The following is a 22200-nucleotide window of genomic DNA, read 5'->3' as shown; positions in this document are numbered from 1 at the left end:
TGGGCTCAAATATCCGTTTTAGTGGCAGACTGTTGATGGGTTGCGGGCGGTGCAAATAATATTCGTAATCGCTGCCCTAGAGATAATTGCGCTTGGGTGACATCACGCCACATCTCGCGCCATTCGCTAAATGTCACCACTATCGGGTTAAAACTGTTTACCGGTTTAGTAATACCGTATACCACAGTTTCAATCTCAGGCTCGAACGTACCAAACATTTTGTCCCATATAATCAGCACACCGGCATAATTTTTGTCGATATATTGTGGGTTGCGCCCATGATGAACACGATGATGGGACGGCGTATTAAAAATCAACTCTAGCGGCCCTAACGACTTAATCGCTTGGGTATGAACAAAAAACTGCAATCCAAGATTGAGCAACACCGCAAACACCACCCAATTAGGATCAAAGCCAATCACCACTAACGGTAACCAAAACAGCCACATTCCCGCCAGTGGATACATTAAGCTTTGTCTAAATGCAGTAGTGAAATTCATATTTTCAGAGCTGTGATGCACCACATGCGCCGCCCACATCCAACGAATACGATGGCTAGCACGATGAAACCAGTAATAACAAAAGTCTTGGGCAATAATCAGTAATCCAAAACTGAATAGGGTCATTTCGATATCAAATAAGCGCCAGCCAAAAAAGTGTAAATAGATCTTCGCAATCAATAAGCCCGCGATAATATCCGCCACTTGATGCATGCCTGCCAATACAAAATTACACAACACTTCGCCGGGGCGATATTGAGCATTACTCGGCAATCGCTGGGCGCGAACACCAAACCACCACTCCAATAAAATGCAGCCGAAAAAAATCGGCGCTAACACCAGTAATAACCACTCTGGGTGAGCTATCAGTAAATCCATGTCCATATGTTATCCATTTCTATTTATTATTATTTTAACAACGTTTGTAATAACGCTTCGCTACTTCGCATTCCTAATCAAATCGCTCTTCCGGCACAACCCATTTTAGTAAACCGCTTTTAATAATCCGTTTTTAATAGGCCATAGACCATAGACTAAAAAATCACTTATCTAGTCGACACCGTTAGTCGTCATCACCATTTGGCAAAATGATCTTCTGTTAAGCCTAGCTGGTTTTTTAAGCGATATTGTTTGCCATTATTATCGCCAATCATCCCGCTAAAATAACCAATGTATTGTCTAAAATTGTTTTTTAACCAGATTAAATTCAGCTTTTCGCTGCGTTGATTTAACGGCCTAAAATGCAAATCAACTTGACCATCATTGGTGGTGATATGCCACACATCTTGTTGTGAGTGTCGATTAAAATTAAACTGCGCGCCGCCCAGCAAGTGACGCTCGCCATTTACCCACATGACATTTTCGGTTTGACCAGTTTCATTAACCCCAGCCGCCAAATTCAACCCAATAACACCGTCTTCAGTTTGGGCATTGATGGAAGCCCAACGCCAACTGGTTTCGCGGCGCATAAATCCGGCCGAAAAATCATAACCCGCCAGCGCATATTGTAAAGGCTGCGGTTCATGATGAATGGTTAATTGCCCCGTTACGGCTAAGCCATTATGCTTTTGAGTATAGGTCCATCCGTTATAACCTGTTGGAGTACACAAGCTGATGGGTAAACTCAATGGCGCAGGTTGAATACGTAAATTGGCTTGTATGTCTGCAAGATTAATCTCGACTTGCCATTGACCATCGACAATATCAATAACAATACCTTTTTGTTTACGGCCAATCTCGGCGCGCCCACGTTTTGGAGAATCACTTAACTGGCACCCAAGCCCTAGCGGGGTTAACCATTGCGTTTGAGTAAGCTTGTTGGTGTTAATGTCATAAAGGTAACAAAAACCATTGGCGACATAACGAATATCGGCAATCGCAACAGCAATAATATAATGAGGGGTAATAATGTTAACAAACTGGAACTGCTTAAAATCGAAATGCTTAGCCAATGTCGATGCGGGTTTGTCCATTACCGTCGAATAAACAAATTGATTAACATTGAGTGAATCAATAATCCCATCAAATAGGCCAAATACTGGCTGGCCATTAGTATTGATCAATTTATCTGGAGCCAATTGTGGTTGTTTATGTTGCATTACATTACCTACATCACATTGTTTATCTGACTTAAGTTGCATAACACTAACCTGAATTGATCAGTCATTAATGTCAACAACCGAGTAACATTGATGCCGTGTCTCTCAGTAAAAAGGGGGGGCAAACGGAATATTGATTATTAGTTACACCGGTATGCATAGTGACGCACATAACTTGAGTTATCTTTAATAACAACATAACCCTAGCGATACTGGAAACCCAGACAAATTCTGGTATGATTTATCTACCTATTGCTCGTTATTGTTGTCTCATGAAGTTACTAATCACTATTTTACTGTCTACATTATTGTTAACAGCTTGCGCCAGTCATGAACCGACTCATGTTGGTCTTAATCCCACTCTGGGTCGGATCCAGTTACAAACTGAAGCGGATTTCCCTGTGATGGTAGACACCATCGACACTCGCGAAGCAAGCTTTGTGGTGCGTTTTAATGAAGAAGGCAAAGCGCCTAGATTGGTGAGCGCCAGTGAGCCGATCCGTCAACAACTGGAAAAGCTGTTCCGTGATGGGATAAAAAAAGCGGGTTATGTCATAGATCCTGCCGCACGTAATTCAGTACAGTTTCAGCTAAATTATTTGTTGGCTGATGTCACTGATACCACGTTCAGTTTTGAATCAAAAACACGCTTAGTGATCAACGTATTGGCTAAAAATTCACAGCAAGAATTCACTAAATCGTATAATGCTAACGGTTATTTAAAAGGCCCGTTAAGCCCTGATTTTGCAACGCTTGAATTAGATATCACCAAACTAGTTGATAAACTTACCACTGAAATGCTTAATGATGAAGAATTACACCAGTTTATTCAACGTTAACCCAACTCGCGCTATCACGTATTGGCATCGAAAGATGTCAATAAAAGGACTGAAGATTATGTTGAAATGGCTAGCCACATGTCTATTGCTATTAACCAGTTTACACACCCATGCCGCGGTTGATATTCAAAAAAACACCTTATATCCGCAAGTTGAGTTTGACACCTCAATGGGAAAAATTGTGGTTGAGTTAGATCGCACCCGTGCACCGCTTACCGTGGATAACTTTTTAACCTATGTGGTTAAAGGCGAATATGATAATACGATTTTTCATCGTGTCATTGCCGAATTTGTGGTTCAAGGCGGTGGGTTAACCACTAAACTAGAAGAACGCCCTTCACACGATCCCGTAGTGAATGAATCTGGCAATGGTTTATCAAATTCTCTTGGTTCAATTGCAATGGCTCGAGATAACAACCCCCATTCAGCAACACGGCAGTTTTACTTCAATCTGGCTGACAATACCAAATTAGACCCGTCTAAACGTCGCTGGGGCTATACTGTTTTTGGTGAAGTGACTCAAGGAATGGAGGTATTAGAAGCTATTTCATTGGTACCGACTGAAAATAACACTACGCTAAACTGGCCCGATTTTCCGGTAAATACTGTTATGCTAAAAAAGGCCACCTTACTGCCTCACTAATCTCCTGCTATTCGTCTATACCTATCGACGGTAATGCGCGCATACCATCGGTATTCGCTTTTTACCCACGAGCACCTTTAACCAATACCAGCATCATTATCATTAATAATAAGACTATCTTTAGCTCATATGATGATGCTATTTCTTATTACCCTGTATATTTTTACTAGCTTATAAATCAACTAATAGCACTATAGAATGACAAAATAACACTTTTTTTAAGATTTTCACCTTCAACAACGTTATTAACGTCTATACTCTATTTTATTCACTCACTCAGTTAGCTGCGCAATTATTCGCAACCGCATTCCAAATACTCAAGGACGCACTTATGATGACGGCTAATGATTTTATTGAAACCAAAGCCCCACAGCTTGCCTATTACGGCAAAGCTTTTTTAGACAATCAGCTAGATTACAAAGAAATACAACTGTATATGTGGGATGTGTTGGAAGAATGGCAATTTATATCAAACCATCCCAATCAATTAACCGAGCAACCTAGCGATACCGAAAAAGTGTTTTGGCACTTACTGTATTGTTTTGATCATTGGTCTGGTTGGACCATTAAAGGTAATCAGTATTTACGCCAGCAGGTTCATGAATGTTGCGACTACATCAATATTGGCGGTAATGTGCCACATCGCTGTATTGGCATCAGACCTTAAGGTTAATTAATCCAAACTGATAGAATAAACTCTTCGAATGGCTTGAACCTAAGCCCCTTGCAACTTAAGCTATAGCCATTCTCCTTCATCCAGTTGGCTTATGTCGGTTTTTTTGTCTCGTACCCGTGAAGCATTATCGGTTTATTACCATAAACGAGTATTGATATTACTCTTGATGGGCTTTTCTGCCGGCTTACCTTTAATGCTCGTTTTTTCGACCCTCAGTTTTTGGTTACGTGAAGCGGGTATCGATCGAGCCGCGATTGGTTACTTTAGCTGGATAGCGCTGACTTATGCCTTTAAATGGGCATGGTCTCCATTAGTTGATCGCATGTCGCTCCCCTTATTCACCCGCTTTTTAGGCCGACGACGTGGCTGGATGCTATTTGCACAACTGTGTTTAGTGGGTGCCATTCTCGGCATGTCGGTTAGCGATCCGGTGGTTAATCTTGACCGTCTGGCGTTATGTGCACTGCTTTTAGCCTTCGCCTCTGCCACTCAAGACATCGTAATCGACGCTTTTCGGATTGAATCCGCTCCAGAAAAAATGCAAGCAGCGCTAGCCGCTGCATACCAAGTGGGCTATCGCAGCGCGATGATCATTGCTACTGCTGGTGCGTTAACCATCGCGGCTTGGGTATCACCAGGTAATGATGCTTATAACCTACAAGCTTGGCAAACGGCGTACTTTGCTATGGCCATGTTAATGGGCATTGGCATTATTACCACCCTATGCAGTAAAGAACCTCAAGTTGATACTAAATACGCTGACGATAAAGAACGCCAATTAAGGGCGGAGTTTTCTGCCAAGTATCCTGCAAAAGTCGCCGGAGCATTAGCTTGGCTATACAGTGCCAGCGTATTGCCTTTTATTGACTTTTTTAAACGTCATGGCAAAAGCGCCATTCTGATTTTGTTGTTAATTTCATGCTATCGCATCTCAGATATTGTCATGGGCATTATGGCCAATGTGTTTTATGTCGATATCGGTTTTAGTAAAGAAGAAATCGCTTTTATCAGTAAAGTCTATGGGTTGATCATGACCCTAGTCGGTGCCGCTTTTGGTGGGGTATTAATCATGCGCTATGGCACCATGAAAATTCTGTTCTTGGGCGCCTTGCTAGTCGCGGTCACCAACCTGCTGTTTGCTTGGCAAGCGTATATTGGCTATGACGTGCCGTTTTTAACCTTGGCGATATCGGTGGATAATTTTAGTGCCGGTATTGCGACTGCGGCGTTTATTGCTTACTTGTCGAGTTTGACCAGTACGGGTTATAGCGCAACACAATATGCCTTGCTGTCGTCGATTATGTTGTTGTTTCCTAAGTTTATCGCTGGATTTTCGGGTTTGTATGTTGATGCTTTTGGTTATATCAATTTCTTTGTTGCAGCGAGTTTGATTGGTTTTCCGGTGTTGTTGTTAGTGGTGTTGGTTGATCGATCGCAAAAACAAGTGATTGCAGCGAAACTAGCATCATCTGATGGTTCGATTGATGTGTGAACGGATGTGGGTAAACCACAACTGTAGCAACTGTATGACCAGTTTGTTGTCATTCTTTTATACCTCCAAACTTCGTTTGGGTTAAGGCCGCAAGGTTCCACCCTGCACGACCCAAAAGAGAGTTACAGGTTTGATAAATTTAGCCTAATTAACATTGGCTAAGTTTATCTACACTATGAATTCACTGTAACTAACTGCCTGCAGCAGGTGATCTACAGGAAGTAGCGAATGTCGCGATCACAGGGATGTGAAAAAGCGACCTTAGTGCAGATGATTAAGCGAGACGCCGGCTGTTGATTTTTAAAATAAGCATCCATGTGGGCTTAACCAAAACCAATAACATCCTTGTTAAACGGCCAGTTCGGCATCCATGCCTCTCGCTCAAAACGTTTACACCGTGAAACTTCGCCCTGTTTTGGATGCTCGCTGACTCATATGCATCGGTAATTTAACTATCTTCGATTAAACATCATAGTTATCTGCAGGTAAGGGCTATACTGGAAAAGATGAAAACTAATGAGCTGGCTCACTTTTGCACAGAAACACGTTTGAGTTAACGCGTTTAAAGTGACGATTTGCATTAGGGAAAGTATGCCCAGCAGGTATCGACAAACACTGTCAGTCACAGCATGTGGTATGTCATTATTTTTGCTAATTCCTGGAAAAAAGCTTTTTTGACTGTCAGGTTAAGGGCGGTGAATAAAGGTTACCCGGCCCCTACTTATTGATTTAATTATTGATTGATTTGAGTTTGACTGCACAAGCAGCCAAATAAGTTAAGCCTGCCTATTGACTGACGGAAAGCTCATATGTGTTATACGAATTATTTACAACAATCATTTCCTTCTTGAACTGGCGGACACTTAACAGTACCAAATGAACAATAAACACAGCAATCACCTTTCAGTGGTTTTAAAACCTCGTGACAAGAAGTACATTCGTAAAAATACTGGCAAGCATTTGTAGGCATAACCTCTTCTTTTTCAAATCCACACTCAGGGCATTTAAGTTGTGAAACTAATGTTATATCAATCATATTCACCTTCAGGTTACGCATTGCTTATTATGTTCGCTATTCGTATAACGCCCGCATAAGAAGCAGAGTAAATTGGATACATTTTTGTGTCTTTGTTCTTTGCAAAAAGTTGGCTCATATGTGCTATGTTTAAATTGCGTAAAAGTATACGGCCAAAAATAATGGTGAATATAAAACCAAACCAATACCTGCAAATATACGCATTTTAGTCTTACCCATAACTTCAGTTGCATAGGTTAGTTTAGGTGACCAAAACATTGCGCTGACAGACCATATCACGGAGATTACTAACCATGTAATCCAGAAAATTGGAAAAAGATAAACCTGATCATTTAAGTAACCATAGAAAGCAATTAGTCCTACAGCCATAAAAAGTGCATTAGACATTTCTTCTATTTTTACACCAATTGAGCTTTTATCCTTACCTGTAGCATATTCATAAATTTTAAACGGTAACGGTAAGACTATTAATGCCACTAATATCCAGAAAGATATCTGCCAAAACATGATGTAATTCCTTTTAAACTAACGTTTTAGTATTTATGGGTTGCGCTGTTTGCGACGCATAAATCGCTTGTTGGATTTAGCCGATGCCTAGTCCAGATTAATTGGTAACGTCTTTACTTAACGTAATATGCTATAGGAATTTGCTTTTTTGATGCTGGCTCTTGGCTGTAGAGCTGTTTCAAACTGATTATGTGGCTTGATTTGTACGTGTTTCATTGAAATTCCCTTGTCATTGTGGTGAACCATCACATCTTTTTTTAGTCTAGCGGATCCAATGCGGATAATATACTCGATTGAGTCCTCATTTGGCTCCGCGCAGCAGCTTAGTTCAACGCCCCATTAAGAGGTAAATAATGGTTGGCAAAAATAAGCGACGAAGGAGCAAATAGCCAACGGTTATTTGTCATTTTGAGTGACTTGTATGGATAATAAACCAATAAATAAAAGCAACCAAACTGCGTGTTGATAGGGTTTAGATACTTGCTTATAAGCCAAGTCAATATACACAAATAACGACAAAAAAACTAAGAACATCCATAGATACAATAAATGGCATACTTTGACTAATTTCATCAGCACCAATAACCATTGTGGCCGTCGTTGAAATAGCACATTAAAAACTCACCAAGGTTGTTGTTAACGATGAAAAAATGGCTCAGTCCAATCAGTGCTAGCCCGAGTAGGCCAAGGTTAGGGTAATCCTAATCCGCATGGGTGTTTCACATATACAGGCGCAGTGGTACGGATTTCATTAGGGGCGCAGCTAGACTGTTAGCCCGAATCTTTTATAAACATCAGGGCAGTACAACCGCTTCTAGCGGTAAATGAGTCGCCTCAAAAGCAATAACAAGAGTGAGCGGTTAACAAGAAAACTAAGGTCAAAATCCTTGGGTGAGCAGAGTATTGTCTTGACTCACCGGGAGCGTCCATATATGGCCATGTTGACTCTTTGGCGGCCCAGCTCGCTATACCCCACGCCGGCCGGGTAGCGATATTCACGGTGGCTTTATTTCACCGCACAGCAATAATTTTTGCCACTAATGTAATCGGGTACGCGTGACCGTTGAAGGCCGTTTATTACTCTGCCTAGGCAATGAGCATTCTGTCGATTTAAAAGCTATTTTGCGAGAGTTTGCTGATGATATCGAAAAACTCAAAACCGCTATTCTAGACGACATACAGCATAAGCCAAAAGATCATCACTTTGATCCCAATGGTCAAACCCAGATCCTGCGGTTTATGAATGCCACAGGTGGTGGATCTATTGCATAATAAAGGGCGCTAATGCGCCCTTTATTATGACCAATTGCACATATCTAGTGAATCGTGATTGGTACCGTTGCCACCAAGGTATCGACTCCGTTTGGCGTCAGCACTTCAATCAACAAAGCCCCAGAGTTAGGTTCCTCTTCGCCTTTAACTATTATGCCAAAGCTAAGGCCACCGATACGGTTAGACGAAGGCCAAATGTAACTATTCTTACTCACAACGACTCCTGCTGTAGCAGTAATATTTATTTTAGTACCTGCAGGCATTTGTTGCCCATTGATATCCATTATATTCAGCGAAACCTGGCCTGACTCTGTATTATAGAGATCCAACGTACCATCACTATTATCAGCGCTACTATCAGTCACAAGCAGATTTGACCCATATGCGGTGCTTCCCGACATGACAAGCACTAGGTTACTACGAACATTGATTGACTTAGAATTAGAAACTCCATCGGCACACCCACTGTGTACAGGGTCGCTACATAACACACCGTTATATAAACTATCTCGCTGGGTAAATGCACCATCATTATCAAAATCAATTAACTCCTCCAAGGCATCCTTATCGTATACCTGATTCTCATTGTAGTCGTTAAAGGCTTCGTCCATATCATATGCTTTACCATCGACGCCATTGCCACTGAATAACATAAATTCATCAGCGTCAAAACGGCCATTACCATTTGAATCAGGGAACGATTCCTCTCCAATAGCTGTTGCCGAAATAGTTGCACGACCATTCAGCGGGCGGGGGTTCTGACTGAACCAATCTACACTACACTCTCCATTCGTCGTTACACAAAAGGCACCGACTTTACCTCCCTCAGCGGTAAACGAAACTGCCGTGCCATCAGGGGCAGGATTATTAAAAGCATCGGCTAACCTCGCTACAAGCGTCACCTTTTCTCCATCATAGTCCCAGCCCTCAGGATTTAATATTTCAGCTGAAAGAGAGAAACTGTCTTGATCCGGTATTCCTGTAGAAACAACCAATGTACTTGACTGACTTGTTATTAATGGGTCTGTGCCATCAACAACGGCGGTGACTCTGACCGGAGTCGCTACGGTTCCGGATGTCACAACAGTTTGAACCATACCGGAACCATTAGTTGATGCCATTGCGGGCTGCAGTTGTATTCCGCCAACATCAGTATTCAAGGAGAAACTTACTGCAGCATTGCTAACTGGATTGCCATTCGTATCTAACACCTTAAATATAACCGTCGATGATTCATTCCCTCCAGAACCCAAAATCCCAATATTGCTCGGAGTAGCAGAAACGAATATCACACTACCCTCTTTTGCAGGCAGAACATTGATGCCTCCGGTTGCAAATAGATTTACCCCTCCTGCGTTCGCACTGATATTAATAACATCATCTCCAACACAACCCTTAGCGAGATAGGTACTTGTCGCAACGCCATTTACCAGTATGACTGGAGAGCTCAACTCTGCCCGCGGTGTAGATAGTTGGGAACAACTAGAACTAAACACAACATCGACAGCCTCCTTAAAAGGCATCCCCTGTTCATCGACAATTGTCACTGACACACTCGCTGTACCACCAGCAGACAACGAGTCTGTACTGACTTCAGCTATACCTGATTGTAATGGGTCACCACTACCCATCTCCAAGTTGGTCGCACCAACCACAAAAATAGCCGTATCTTGTTCGCCCGTAACCAAAGCCGCAGTTATTGTCCCAGCGCCAAGTGACGTACCCGAATAGATGACAACTGTCGCATTCCCATCGGCATCGGTTACCGCTGTCGTTATTGGTAGGTCTCCTAAGGTGCTACTAAATGTCACAATAACAGGCTCAGCCGTGCCGCTTATTGTCGCGACTAATTTTCCAGGTTGAATAGAAGAAATAGATGAGATCTTGTTCCCTTCTGCATCAGTGATACTTAAAGCTACCTCATAGGTAACGGCTTCACCTGAAGTGGAATCCGTTCCATTATTTAATAGTTCACAAGGAACATTTGACGGGCAAATGGGCTCGTCTCCATCATCCCCACCACAGGCCGTTAATACTAGGCAGAAAAAAATAAGCGCGACTATTCTATTAAGTGACAACATACCTATCTCCATATAAATCTTAAGTGTATTAAAATTATGCACTCAATAGGTATAGGCGAATATCATTAGATTTTCACATTTTATTTTACTAAACAGTAGAGTATCGACTCGCTTAATTGCCGGCCCCCCTTAATCTGCAGTGAAAATTGTCCAAAGAGATAGTGATGAACTCCCTAACGAGCAGATAACATCGATTCCTCATTGGAACCGTTAGGCTATTTCGAATAATGGCAAGGATCACAATTTCGTCTGGGGCGCAGAGGGATTGCCAAGGGATTTAACAACTTTACCCCTTGGCACAGGTGTGGGCGAAGCACCACGACCTTTTCGCATCTGTTGTTTAAGTCAATAGGGGGAATATTGCGGGGCAGCTGGGCCAATTCTGCTATAAAAATTAAGGAGGGAATAGCCGTTAATGTCCTCTTGGTCTGGTATGGGCGACACGCCACGACGTTAGTGGCCGCAGGCCATATCCTAAATAAACTTAATGAAATTGATTCAATCAATTCAACAAAAAAGCCGACAGGGTTTCCCGTATCGGCTTTGTTATCTCTATAGTACTTGTCAGTGCAGCATTAATCACTTCAGGATTAGTCTCTGAAGTTATCGAACTGAAAGGGTTGGCCGAGTTCTGCTTCTTTGGCTAAGCGCATGACGGCTTGCAGGTCATCGCGCTTTTTGCCAGTGATCCGTACTGAGTCGCCTTGGATGGCAGCTTGTACTTTAAGCTTGCTGTCTTTGATGGCTTTGACTAGTTTTTTGGCAATCAGTGATTCGATACCTTGTTTAAAGCTCACTTTTAAACTGAAGGTTTTGCCGCTGTGAACCGCTTTGTCGTCAACTTCCATTGAAGATGGATCAACGTTACGTTTACTGAGCTGAATGCGCAGAATATCGACTAGCTGCTTACAAATGAAATCGTCTTCTGATTTTAAGGTAACGACATTGTCTTTCAACTCAATTTCAATTTCTTTGCCCCGTAAATCAAATCGACCAGACACTTCACGGCGTGAGTTTTCTACCGCATTACGTAATTCTTCTTCGTCAACTTCCGACACAATATCCATAGATGGCATGTTGCTTTCCTCTTTGGTTCATCACAAATGTATATACGACTATTTTACACTAGGAGTCATTATCAGGATAGTAGAGTACAACCTGAGATCCATTAGCGAAGTTATTGAGCACTAACCCAGATTAATTAACAAAAAATCATTAACAAGCTATTTTCATTGATAATCTGGCTTAAACACCCATTGTGATTGAGTTTAACGGTTTAGCATTTATCATTTTCAAGCGTAAACATAGCCCTGATGGCACAATTATTACTTTCCAAAGAGGTTAATTAGTGACAATTTAAAACAGGTTTCTTATTATTAGCAATATTCTCGTTTCACAAGGCTGATGTTACGCTCGTGATCACTTATAAAAATATTTTTAAACTTGCGTTAGTTGTCGCTGTCATTGTGACTAGCTATCTTGTTTTTTCAAAACCAAATTACCCGCAGGCTTTTGCTAATATGGATAAAGTAGGCCATTTAGGCAGCTTTTTTGCCCTTGCATATCTTGCGCATTACGCTTTCAAACCCCGTTGGTATATTTTGTGTACCTCTTTGGCTACCTATGCTGTGTTAATTGAACTGATCCAATCTCGCTTACCTTACCGCAGTGCATCCGCTGCCGATGTAATTGCCGATTTTGTCGGTATTGCACTGTTTTACTTACTGCATTTTTCAATAACTCAATACCGTAAATTAAAAGCGAATCGTGCATAGACCATGGGAATAACATCAAGGTTGCCACCGCCATCCACACCTGACAATACTGCGCATATTGCCGTATTGGGTGCGGGTGCGATTGGACAGCTGGTGTATCACAAACTGAGTGTTAATACTCAAGCAGTTCAAGCAAACGATGTGGTGTTTATTGGTAGAGATAAGTTGACTCGTCAACAGCCGCTAAGTTTTATTGACCACACGCAGCACACTCATGAATCATTAGCGACAATATTGGGAACTAATGATGACTGCTTAGTACGAATTGAATTACTGTTCGTGTGTGTTAAAGCCTATCAAGTAGAGCAAGCGCTTATCCCCTTATTAGTGAAACTGTCACCTCAATGCCATATTGTATTACTGCATAATGGTTTAGGCCCGCACTTGCCTGTCGCTGCTGCGTTGGCAAAACACCAAGGCCAAGGATTAAGCTTAGGCACGACATCCCAAGCGGCGTTAAAACTAAGCCAGTGGCAGGTGAAACACAGCGGTTTTGGCGTGACACAACTCGGGCATTATTGTGGAGCGCTTATATCGGCCAAGCTAAAGGCGCGCTTAACTAATCTACACTGTGACAATCAACCTATTGAATGGCATCAGCCTGTGTTACCTGTGTTATGGCAAAAGCTGGCGATTAATGCGGTGATAAACCCTCTCACGGCACTCAACCATTGTGCCAATGGCCAATTAGCCAGAGCAGAATATCAACCACAGATCCGCGCCATTATCGATGAGCTAGTACAAGTGGCTAAATATGATGGCATCACGTTAGATAAGGCTGCCATCAGCGCACGGGTTTATCAGGTAATCGATTTAACAGCAGCAAACTTTTCATCGATGTATCAGGATATTGCCCACAATAGGGCAACTGAAATTAATGAGATTAATGGCTATATTTGCCAGCAAGCTAAGTTGGATCACCTTAACGTACCCATCAACCAATCTTTAGTCGACAAGGTTTTACAACTCAGTCAATCTTGAATGCAATTTGATAACGAATCTCGACTCGAGGTAATTAGCTCCACATCACTAAAATCGCGGCAATGGCGATTAACAATAACCCAGCCACAGCATTAATTTTAACCTTCTCTTTAAGCCAAAATGTCGCAATAATCAGAGTAAAAAACACCTCAACTTGGCCTAATGTTTTGACATAAGGTACCGCCTGTAATGACATGGCGCTAAACCAGCCGATAGAACCAATACAACTGGTGACACTAATGGATAAGGTTAATGTGGGTCGTTGCCACAACGCGGTTAAGGTCGATTTATCTTTAGCCAGTAAATAACCTATTAGCACTATGGTTTGTAAACCTATCACCCACAACAATACCCACGCAGCGCGATGCGTAAACGGGCCTTGTAAGGTTAAGCTGGCTTCTCTTACCCATAATGATGTCAGCGCAAAAGCGCTGCCACACGCAAGGCCTAACAACACCGTTTTAAGCGACAAATGTTTAAAGCCTTGTTTGCTGCTAAGCAACATCACCGCAAGACCACCAACAATGACCCCCATCCAACCCAACGCCGAAAGTTGAGTACCAAAAAACAATACACCCAGTATTGCGGCTACTAAGGCTTCACTTTTGGCAAGACCGGCACCTATGGCGAAGTTTTGCATTTTAAATAGCTTAACCATTAGCCCTGTTGCCAGTATTTGCATGGTTGATGCACCAATAACAAAGCCCCAAAAGCTGCCACTAAATTCTGGCATTGCTGTGGGTTGATATTGATGTAAAGCAAAAAGGTAACCAGCGGCAATTGGGCCCGCCCAAATAAACCGCGCTAATGTGACCCCAGCAATACTCACGTCTTTACTGAGTTTACTTTGAAATGCATTGCGCCACGCCTGCATAAACGCGGCGAGAAAGGTAAACATGATCCACATATTTATTATTGCTCTTTACATAAAAAAGCCCTGAAACTTGGTAACAAGTCAGGGCTTATACAAGGGCAATTAGATTACTGTTTACGACCATTAAAAGACACTGATTAAATGTCTAATTGATTAAAAATCAACTCGCCGGTGTTTCAGTTATTCAATGCCATTGATGGTTTACTTGCTGGTATCAATAAACTCAAATGATTTGACCAAGTCATCAACTGCTTTCATCTGCGTGAGGTATTGCTCCAATAAATGCAGTGGCAACGCGCAAGGACCATCACATTTTGCATTGTCAGGATCTGGATGCGCTTCAATAAATAAGCCCGCTAAGCCTAATGCCATACCACTGCGCGCAAGCTCGGTTGCTTGTGCACGGCGTCCGCCCGCTGAATCGCTACGTCCACCAGGGCGTTGCAGCGCATGGGTGGCATCAAAGATCACCGGGTAACCTGTTTGCTTCATTTCGTCCATGCCTAGCATATCGACAACGAGGTTATTGTAACCAAAGCTGCTGCCGCGTTCACATAAAATAATATTGTCATTACCGGCTTCGTTAAACTTAGTAATGATATGACGCATTTCATGTGGCGCTAAAAACTGCGGTTTTTTCACATTAATCACAGCGCCGGTTTTGGCCATCGCCACCACAAGATCGGTTTGACGGGCTAAGAATGCAGGTAACTGAATAATATCAACCACTTCAGCCACAGGTGCACACTGATGGATTTCGTGTACATCGGTGATAATTGGCACGTTAAACGTTGATTTTATTTCTTCAAAAATACGTAAGCCTTCTTCCATTCCTGGACCACGGTATGAGTTAACCGATGAACGATTGGCTTTATCAAAAGACGCCTTAAACACATAGGGAATGCCTAGTTTTTGAGTCACTTCGACATAATGCTCCGCTATCGACATGGCTAAGTCGCGCGACTCAAGTACGTTCATACCACCAAATAAAACGAACGGCTTATCGTTAGCGACTTGAACGTTATGAGATAACTGAATAATTTTTTGATCCATTTGATCCTCTTAGCGCATTACGCTGCGACAATTTGTAATAACTGACCACATAGCCAAGCCATGTAAGTACCTAATGCATATCCGAATACTGCCAACAGCACCCCAACAGGTGCTAATGCAGGGTGGAATGCTGCCGCCACCACAGGGGCTGATGCGGCTCCACCAACGTTTGCCTGACTGCCCACGGCCATATAAAACAATGGCGCTTTAATAAGCTTAGCCACCAATAACATTAATCCTGCGTGAACTAACATCCACACTATGCCGACTAGGAAATAAATCGGTGTATCCATTATTTTAGACACGTCCATATGTAAACCAATGGTCGCGACTAAAATGTATAAAAATGCCGAGGCAATTTTAGAGGCACCAGAGGCTTCTAAATGACGAACCGGGCTAAATGAAAGACCTAAACCAACGGTGGTCACTATCACCACTAACCAGAAGAATTTAGAGGTTAAACTGTAATCTTCGGTCCATGGATAGTTGGCTTCGAAGAACGGCCCCAAGAAATCGGCCGCAAAATGGGCGAAGCCCGTCACCCCAAACCCAACGGCCACAATCAACATAATGTCGCGAAGTGAAGGAATACGTGCGTTTTCTGCGTGGTACTTTTCGACTTTCTGTTTCAGTGCTTCAATTGCGCTAGTATCGGCGCCAGTTCTGGCATCAATTTCTTTGGCTTTCGATGCCATAAATAGCAATACAGCCATCCAGATATTGGCCACGATGACATCTACCGTCACCATTACCGAGAATATCTCACCACCGACCGAATAAATCTCTTTCATCGCGGCTTGGTTTGCACCACCACCAATCCAGCTACCCGCTAAGGTCGTCATGCCGCGCCAAACGGCATCCGGACCATTACCACCCAGCAGTGATGGGTCGATCATTGACACACTCAATAATGCAATCGGTCCACCAATGACAATCCCTAGAGTACCGGTTAAAAACATAATAACCGCTTTAGGACCTAAACTCAGAATGGCTTTTAAATCGACACTTAAAATCAATAAAACCAAACAGGCTGGCAATAAATAGCGTGACGCAACAAAATACAGTTGTGATGTATGGCCATCAATCACGCCAAATGTGTTTAATAATGAGGGTAAGAAATAGCACAGTAGTAATGCAGGTATGTATTTATAGAATTTTTGCCAAAAAGGATGAGTTGATGAACTAGTGTAAAAAACAAAACCTAGAATAACGGCGAGTATACCCAGTGCGGTGGCATCATTGCTCACCATTGCTGACGTTGTCATGCAGTGTTCTCCCTTACAAATACATTATATTTTTAGTTGTTATTGTTATTATTATTGTGAAATCAATTGTGATTCAATTCGCATGGTTTCACAGGTAAGCGCTGCATAAACGAGCTACACCATCACTGCGAATAAAAACTGCTTTGAGTTAACCCAAAGCAGCCTAAGCAGCAAGTACTATCAAATGATTAATGATAAACCTGCGTATGTTGACTAAGTTCCTTTAATTGAATCTTAACCAGTTCAATCACCGGATCATGCGGACTCAAATCAATGAAGTGCTGTAAATCAGACATGGCCACTTTAATACAACCTAATTGCTGGGCAATAAAAGCTCGCTCGCGATTAAGGTGCACATCGTCAGGGTGCCATTGTAATAATAAATTACAGCATTCCATTGCCTGTTCATATTTATGACTGACAATACAACCCGCTTTTAGCTCATGTAACATGCGACTAATTAGCCGTTTTAGTGTAGCTGTTTTTAGATGGCTGGGCTTTAATTTAGCTGCATTACCCAGCTCACCACGCACTAATGCGTGCATCTGATGACGGCTAAGCTCTTTACCTGTAAGTGGGTCATGGTATCTAACAACATCATTTATCTGGCTTTTTAGTACCGTATTACTGGGTAATAAAACCGCCTCGAGTGTTATGTCGAGTTGCTTGGCCAATAAAATTAACAATGTTGATAGCGTGGTGCTGTTACCTTGACGCTTTAACACGCAATAACTTAAATCTGCTGCCTCGACACTAAAATAGTCGTCTCGAACACAAAAACCGAGATCATTGTAAAACCAATTAAACAGACCATCAAGCCGTGCTTGCTGGTCAACAACATAGTGACTCAATACTGAACCGGCCATTTCATACCACGCCCACATAGCAGATTTGGATGTTGAAAAGCCAAGGTGTTCAGATAGTTCAAATGCAGTTTCGGGGATCGAAACTGCATCATTAAGAAGATATTTTGCCATTAAAACCAATTAACCCATTAAGACGACTTGTTTAAAATAAGCCAGTTTGGCCGCTAACACTACCCAACCAATTGCGCCGATAAAAGCAAAAAACTTAAACAGCTTATTACGGTTAGATTTTAGTGCCATGACACCTAAAGCAATGTATGCCACCACACAGATTATTTTTTCGGTCATCCATGGATCGACAAAAGGATACTGTTTGATCATAAAGCAAAGGGTAAAGCCTGACAGTAGTAAAAAAGTATCAACAACATGTGGCGCCACTTTCACAAACTTTTTTTCCATAATAGGAGACTGACGTAAATGTAAAACAAAACGCACAATAAAAAAGGTCACACTTGTGGCAACTAACAGCATGTGAGTATGCTTTACCGCTGGATATAAACTGTAAAATGTTTCCATTGATGAAGTCTCATTGAGAAGGTAAAAGTAAAAGGCGGCTAGTGTACGCTATCAATCAGCCGTGTACCAATATCTCGATTGTTGTTATTTATTTGTTGTTTATATCTTGAGAGGGGGAAACGCCTATTGATTGCAGGAATATTAATCACCCCATTGCCCTAGCGTGCAGCGATCATTGCTGCCAAAGTCACGCACCGTAGCAACATTTTTATAGCCTAGTTCGATGAGCTGTTCACGCACTTTGATTGCTTGCTCATAACCATGTTCAAGCAATAAATACCCCCCGGGAAGTAAATGTTCACGCGCTTGAGCGGCAATGTAAAACAGATCAGCATAACCTTCATTTCCTGCGGTTAGCGCACTTTGCGGTTCAAAGCGAACATCCCCTAAATGAAGATGCTCATCGGCTTCATCGATATAAGGCGGGTTAGACACAATCAAATCAAAATCACGCTGCTCAACCGCAGAAAACCAGTCTGACTGGATAATTTCCACATCGAGTAAATTAAGATTGCCGCGATTAGCTTTGGCAAGCTCGACAGCCTCAAGAACATTATCAATAGCAGTAATGCGCCATTTAGGTCGCTCCGATGCTAAAGACAATGCTATAGCCCCTGTTCCTGTGCCTAAATCCAATACTTTAGCATTGTGACGCACTGTTAAGTTCAGTGCTGTTTCAACTAAAATCTCGGTATCAGGTCTTGGAATAAGGGTCGAGTCATCAACAATAAAGGGTAATGACCAAAACTCGCGCTCACCAATGATATGCGCAACCGGCGTCCCTTTTTGACGCTTATCAATCATCTGGCTATAGGCTTTAAATTGATCACTAGTAAGCTGCCGCTCAGGCCAAGTATATAAAAAACTACGTTTTTTATTCAAACAATGCAATAGCAGTGCCTCTGCATCTATATGGGCAGATTCAGAGGTTGCGGCTAATTGTGAATAAGCCCATTGTAGAACTTCTGCAATCGTTGAATACGAAGACTGAGTCAAGAGCACTCCTTAATCGTCAGCTAACGCTGCAAGCATATCTGCTTGATGTTCTTGCATAATAGGCTCTAGCAAGACATCTAAATCGCCTTCCATAACTTCATTCAAGCGATATAGCGTTAAGTTGATTCGATGGTCACTTACGCGACCCTGTGGGTAATTATACGTTCTAATACGTTGAGAACGATCACCACTGGCCACTAAACTACGACGTGTTGTTTCTTCAGCGCTGCGTCTTTTTTCATCTTCAACAGCTTGAATACGCGCGGCCAATACACTCATCGCTTGGGCACGGTTTTTATGCTGTGAACGTTGATCCTGACACTCAACAATAATGCCAGATGGAATATGAGTAATACGAATAGCAGAATCGGTTTTGTTAACATGCTGACCACCCGCACCAGACGCGCGGAATGTATCGACTTTTAAATCAGCAGCATTAATCAACACAGCTTCGGCTTCGGGCACTTCATGCAATACCACTACAGTACAAGCAGAGGTATGCACACGACCTTGAGATTCGGTTTCTGGCACACGTTGAACACGGTGTCCACCTGACTCAAACTTTAGCTTACCGTAAGCACCGTCACCACTGACTTTAACAATAATTTCTTTGAAGCCGCCATGTTCACCTTCATTAACGCTCATGATTTCCATTTGCCAGCGGTTGGCTTCACAGTAACGTGAATACATGCGGTACAAATCACCGGAAAAAATAGCCGCTTCATCACCACCTGCACCCGCTCGAATTTCAAGAAACGCATTAGTATCATCGTTAGGATCAGTGGGTAATAATAAAACTTGTAGCTTATCTTCGAGCAACTCTAACGCTTGCTTTGTTTGTTTATACTCATCTTGGCCCATTTCGCGCATTTCAGGATCGTCTTCTTCAAGCATCTCTTTGGCGTAGTCGAAATCTTTTTGGGCTTGTTGGAATGCAGTAAACTCTTTTACCACATCTTCAAGTTGAGCATATTCTTTGGATAATGCACGAAAGCGGTCTTGATCGGCTATCACGCTAGCATCACTGAGTAACGCCAATACTTCTTCATTACGCTCTAGCAAGCCTTCAAGCTTGCGGATAACGGATTCTTTCATTTAGCTCGCTAACCTTAGTTTTTATCTAAACCAAGCGCAGTTCTTAATTGGCCTAACGTATTCAAATCACCTTGACGGCTTGCTGATGTGAGCGCTTGTGTAGGTGAGTGTATCAAACGATTAGTTAGCCTATTAGCTAACTCTAGTATCACTTGTTCACTATCACTGCCTTGAGACAATTTATTCAGGGCACGCTCAACTAATTCATCTTTAATCGCCAAGCTCTGGCTGCGATATTCGCGAATACTGTTGACTGACTCTAAAGACTTAATCCACTCCATGAACAAGTGTGATTGATCTTCAGTAATTAATTCTGCTTGCTCGGCGGCTTCTTTACGTGAAGCCATGTTCTGTTCAATTATGCTATGCAGATCGTCTACAGTATAAAGGAATGCGTCGTCTAACTCACCGACTTCGGCTTCAATATCTCTTGGAACTGCAATATCCACCAACAACATAGGTTGATGACGACGCTGTTTTAGCGCTTTTTCGACCATGCCTTTACCTAAAATAGGCAAAGGACTGGCGGTAGAGGATATCACGATATCGGCTTTAGCGAGAAAGTCTGGAATTTGTTCTAAGGTAATTGCTGTTGCATTAAACTCTTCACACATGGCTTGGGCACGTTGGAGTGTGCGATTCGCCACCACCATAGAAGCGACACCGTTATCTTTAAGGTGCTTGGCAACTAACTCAATGGTTTCTCCTGCACCAATGAGTAACACCTTAGTGGTGCTCAATGATGAGAAAATATGTTTCGCCATGCTGACTGCCGCAAAAGCAACAGAGACGGCTGCGGCACCGATTTCAGTTTCCGTGCGCACTTTTTTAGCCACAGAAAAGGTATTTTGAAACAAACGGTCAATCGTTAACGCTATGGTGCCAGCTTCTTTAGCTTTCACAAACGCTTGTTTGACCTGTCCCAAAATTTGCGGTTCACCTAACACCAGAGAATCTAAACCCGATGCCACTCGCATTAAATGCTTGACGGCAACTTGTTCTTCATAGGCGTAGATACACGGCATTAAATCACTATGGTCTAAATTATGGTAATCCTCTAACCATTCAATAATGTCTTCCTTATTGGCATTATTGCAATACAGCTCAGTTCGGTTACAGGTAGACACAATAACGGCCTCACCCGTGCGGGTGCGACTGGCCAAGCTTTTCATGGCGTCATGAATGCGGTCTGGAGAGAAAGCGACTTTTTCACGCAAATCTACCGTGGCGGTTTTATGGTTTATCCCGATTATTACTAGGCTCATTTGACAGTATCAAGTTCTTTTCGGTGACGTTAATTAGTCTATTCTACTGAATTGAACCAACTAAAAACACAATTGGGTTAACAAAACCGAATAAATGTCTAAATTTTTATTTATTATTCACATAAGTATTATGTAAACCAGTACATTAATATCACATTAATTTTGTAAAAAGCATTTTTACATAATGGCTTAAGCCCAGTATCATAAGATAATCTTAAACCACTGTTAGGCAATCCATTGCGTTTATCTGCCTCTTTATTTCATATAGCTTTCATTACCGCGGTGCTTTTATTAGCCGGTTGTAGTGTCACCCCATCTGACGATTTTATCCCGATAACGGTGAAAAACGCAGCTCAAGCTAAAGCATGGGAACTTCAAGGTAAAATTGCCGTTAAGACATCTGAAGACAAATTCAGCACCAATATATACTGGTTACATCAACCGGCAGCCAATGATTTACGGTTAACAACTGTATTAGGCACAACGGTATTATCCCTTAAGACGGATCAGGGGATGGCGACACTTGAAGTTGACGGCAAAATATATCGTGACAGTAATGCGCAAGATTTACTGAAAGCGATTAGCGGATGGTCAATCCCCCTAGAAAGCCTTCCGTTATGGATCACCGGCCAAATTGGCAATAATGATAACATTGTCAGCTATAATCCTGATGGCACAATTAAACAATTAATCAGTCATGATCCCCAAGCAAATTGGTCGGTCAGTTTTCTCAGTTGGCACCATCAAAGTGGCGCATTAGTGCCTAAGCTGTTAAAAATTGAACGTGAAAATGTACAAATTAAGATTCAAAGTAATCAATGGACAGCGGTAGCAGCCAGAACAAAATAAGCGTTTAATCCTTAATGTTAC

21 protein-coding genes and 1 pseudogene are annotated in these 22200 nt (G+C 42.2%); 8 read left to right on the top strand and 14 right to left on the bottom strand.

Annotation, left to right across the window (positions count from 1 at the left end; genetic code table 11):
* Positions 1-5: 5 nt before the first annotated feature.
* Both CXF80_RS18620 and CXF80_RS18615 read right to left on the bottom strand, forming a co-directional pair.
* Positions 6-884 carry a sterol desaturase family protein gene (locus tag CXF80_RS18620; RefSeq protein ID WP_101034383.1) on the bottom strand — a complete coding sequence of 293 codons (879 nt, stop codon included), beginning with the start codon at positions 882-884 and terminating at the stop codon, positions 6-8.
* A 188-nt stretch (positions 885-1072) separates the two neighbouring features.
* On the bottom strand, positions 1073-2140 hold the full coding sequence (locus CXF80_RS18615) for a DUF2804 domain-containing protein (protein WP_101034382.1): 1068 nt from the start codon (positions 2138-2140) through the stop codon (positions 1073-1075).
* Positions 2141-2370: 230 nt separating this feature from the next.
* Between CXF80_RS18615 and CXF80_RS18610 the strand changes: the two genes are divergently transcribed.
* The 4 genes from CXF80_RS18610 to CXF80_RS18595 all read left to right on the top strand — a co-directional run bounded on the left by CXF80_RS18610 (position 2371) and on the right by CXF80_RS18595 (position 5748).
* Positions 2371-2937, top strand: a complete 567-nt coding sequence (locus CXF80_RS18610; RefSeq protein ID WP_101034381.1) for a YajG family lipoprotein — start codon at positions 2371-2373, stop codon at positions 2935-2937.
* A gap of 58 nt (positions 2938-2995) precedes the next feature.
* Positions 2996-3580, top strand: a complete 585-nt coding sequence (locus CXF80_RS18605) for a peptidylprolyl isomerase (protein WP_101034380.1) — start codon at positions 2996-2998, stop codon at positions 3578-3580.
* 334 nt (positions 3581-3914) lie between these two features.
* Positions 3915-4247: a hypothetical protein gene (locus CXF80_RS18600; protein ID WP_101034822.1), complete on the top strand. Its 333-nt coding sequence runs from the start codon at positions 3915-3917 to the stop codon at positions 4245-4247.
* Positions 4248-4347: 100 nt separating this feature from the next.
* Positions 4348-5748, top strand: coding sequence for an AmpG family muropeptide MFS transporter (locus CXF80_RS18595; RefSeq protein ID WP_101034379.1), 1401 nt, complete (start codon positions 4348-4350; stop codon positions 5746-5748).
* An 823-nt stretch (positions 5749-6571) separates the two neighbouring features.
* Here the strand turns inward: CXF80_RS18595 and CXF80_RS20575 are convergent.
* Both CXF80_RS20575 and CXF80_RS18585 read right to left on the bottom strand, forming a co-directional pair.
* On the bottom strand, positions 6572-6784 hold the full coding sequence (locus CXF80_RS20575; RefSeq protein WP_101034378.1) for a GDCCVxC domain-containing (seleno)protein: 213 nt from the start codon (positions 6782-6784) through the stop codon (positions 6572-6574).
* 129 nt (positions 6785-6913) lie between these two features.
* On the bottom strand, positions 6914-7291 hold the full coding sequence (locus CXF80_RS18585; RefSeq protein ID WP_101034377.1) for a hypothetical protein: 378 nt from the start codon (positions 7289-7291) through the stop codon (positions 6914-6916).
* A gap of 951 nt (positions 7292-8242) precedes the next feature.
* On the opposite strand from CXF80_RS18585, the pseudogene CXF80_RS18580 reads away from it, so the two are divergent.
* Positions 8243-8563, top strand: a pseudogene (locus CXF80_RS18580) (GTP 3',8-cyclase MoaA); the annotation flags it as partial.
* 44 nt (positions 8564-8607) lie between these two features.
* Here the strand turns inward: CXF80_RS18580 and CXF80_RS18575 are convergent.
* Complete coding sequence (locus CXF80_RS18575) at positions 8608-10644, bottom strand: invasin domain 3-containing protein (protein WP_101034376.1); 2037 nt, start codon at positions 10642-10644, stop codon at positions 8608-8610.
* 590 nt (positions 10645-11234) lie between these two features.
* Positions 11235-11720 carry a YajQ family cyclic di-GMP-binding protein gene (locus CXF80_RS18570; RefSeq protein ID WP_101034375.1) on the bottom strand — a complete coding sequence of 162 codons (486 nt, stop codon included), beginning with the start codon at positions 11718-11720 and terminating at the stop codon, positions 11235-11237.
* Between the two features lie 339 nt (positions 11721-12059).
* On the opposite strand from CXF80_RS18570, the gene CXF80_RS18565 reads away from it, so the two are divergent.
* Positions 12060-12419, top strand: a complete 360-nt coding sequence (locus tag CXF80_RS18565; protein ID WP_101034374.1) for a VanZ family protein — start codon at positions 12060-12062, stop codon at positions 12417-12419.
* A 3-nt stretch (positions 12420-12422) separates the two neighbouring features.
* The gene (locus CXF80_RS18560) at positions 12423-13400 is read left to right on the top strand and encodes a ketopantoate reductase family protein (RefSeq protein ID WP_101034373.1); all 978 of its coding nucleotides are present in this window, start codon (positions 12423-12425) and stop codon (positions 13398-13400) included.
* A 34-nt stretch (positions 13401-13434) separates the two neighbouring features.
* Here the strand turns inward: CXF80_RS18560 and CXF80_RS18555 are convergent, their stop codons facing one another.
* From CXF80_RS18555 to hemA, 8 genes are all read right to left on the bottom strand, one after another.
* Entirely contained in the window at positions 13435-14307 is an 873-nt protein-coding gene (locus CXF80_RS18555; protein ID WP_101034372.1) for a DMT family transporter, read from the bottom strand.
* 168 nt (positions 14308-14475) lie between these two features.
* The gene (gene kdsA / locus CXF80_RS18550; RefSeq protein WP_101034371.1) at positions 14476-15327 is read right to left on the bottom strand and encodes a 3-deoxy-8-phosphooctulonate synthase; all 852 of its coding nucleotides are present in this window, start codon (positions 15325-15327) and stop codon (positions 14476-14478) included.
* A 17-nt stretch (positions 15328-15344) separates the two neighbouring features.
* Positions 15345-16592, bottom strand: a complete 1248-nt coding sequence (locus tag CXF80_RS18545; protein ID WP_101034370.1) for a DUF819 family protein — start codon at positions 16590-16592, stop codon at positions 15345-15347.
* 188 nt (positions 16593-16780) lie between these two features.
* Entirely contained in the window at positions 16781-17569 is a 789-nt protein-coding gene (locus CXF80_RS18540; RefSeq protein WP_101034369.1) for a transglutaminase family protein, read from the bottom strand.
* Between the two features lie 9 nt (positions 17570-17578).
* Positions 17579-17974, bottom strand: a complete 396-nt coding sequence (locus tag CXF80_RS18535; protein ID WP_101034368.1) for a SirB2 family protein — start codon at positions 17972-17974, stop codon at positions 17579-17581.
* A gap of 141 nt (positions 17975-18115) precedes the next feature.
* The gene (prmC, locus tag CXF80_RS18530) at positions 18116-18970 is read right to left on the bottom strand and encodes a peptide chain release factor N(5)-glutamine methyltransferase (RefSeq protein ID WP_101034367.1); all 855 of its coding nucleotides are present in this window, start codon (positions 18968-18970) and stop codon (positions 18116-18118) included.
* Between the two features lie 9 nt (positions 18971-18979).
* A complete protein-coding gene (gene prfA / locus CXF80_RS18525) occupies positions 18980-20065 on the bottom strand; it encodes a peptide chain release factor 1 (RefSeq protein WP_101034366.1) in 1086 nt (361 codons plus the stop codon).
* Positions 20066-20079: 14 nt separating this feature from the next.
* Positions 20080-21330, bottom strand: coding sequence for a glutamyl-tRNA reductase (gene hemA / locus CXF80_RS18520; RefSeq protein ID WP_101034365.1), 1251 nt, complete (start codon positions 21328-21330; stop codon positions 20080-20082).
* 237 nt (positions 21331-21567) lie between these two features.
* On the opposite strand from hemA, the gene lolB reads away from it, so the two are divergent.
* Complete coding sequence (lolB, locus tag CXF80_RS18515) at positions 21568-22179, top strand: lipoprotein insertase outer membrane protein LolB (protein ID WP_101034364.1); 612 nt, start codon at positions 21568-21570, stop codon at positions 22177-22179.
* Positions 22180-22200 lie beyond the last annotated feature (21 nt).

Origin of the sequence: Shewanella sp. Actino-trap-3 (assembly GCF_002836275.1) — a bacterium.
Lineage (GTDB): Bacteria > Pseudomonadota > Gammaproteobacteria > Enterobacterales > Shewanellaceae > Shewanella > Shewanella psychromarinicola.
The sequence above is the reverse complement of the archived record's forward strand: the minus strand, read 5'-3'. Positions and strand labels throughout refer to the sequence as shown.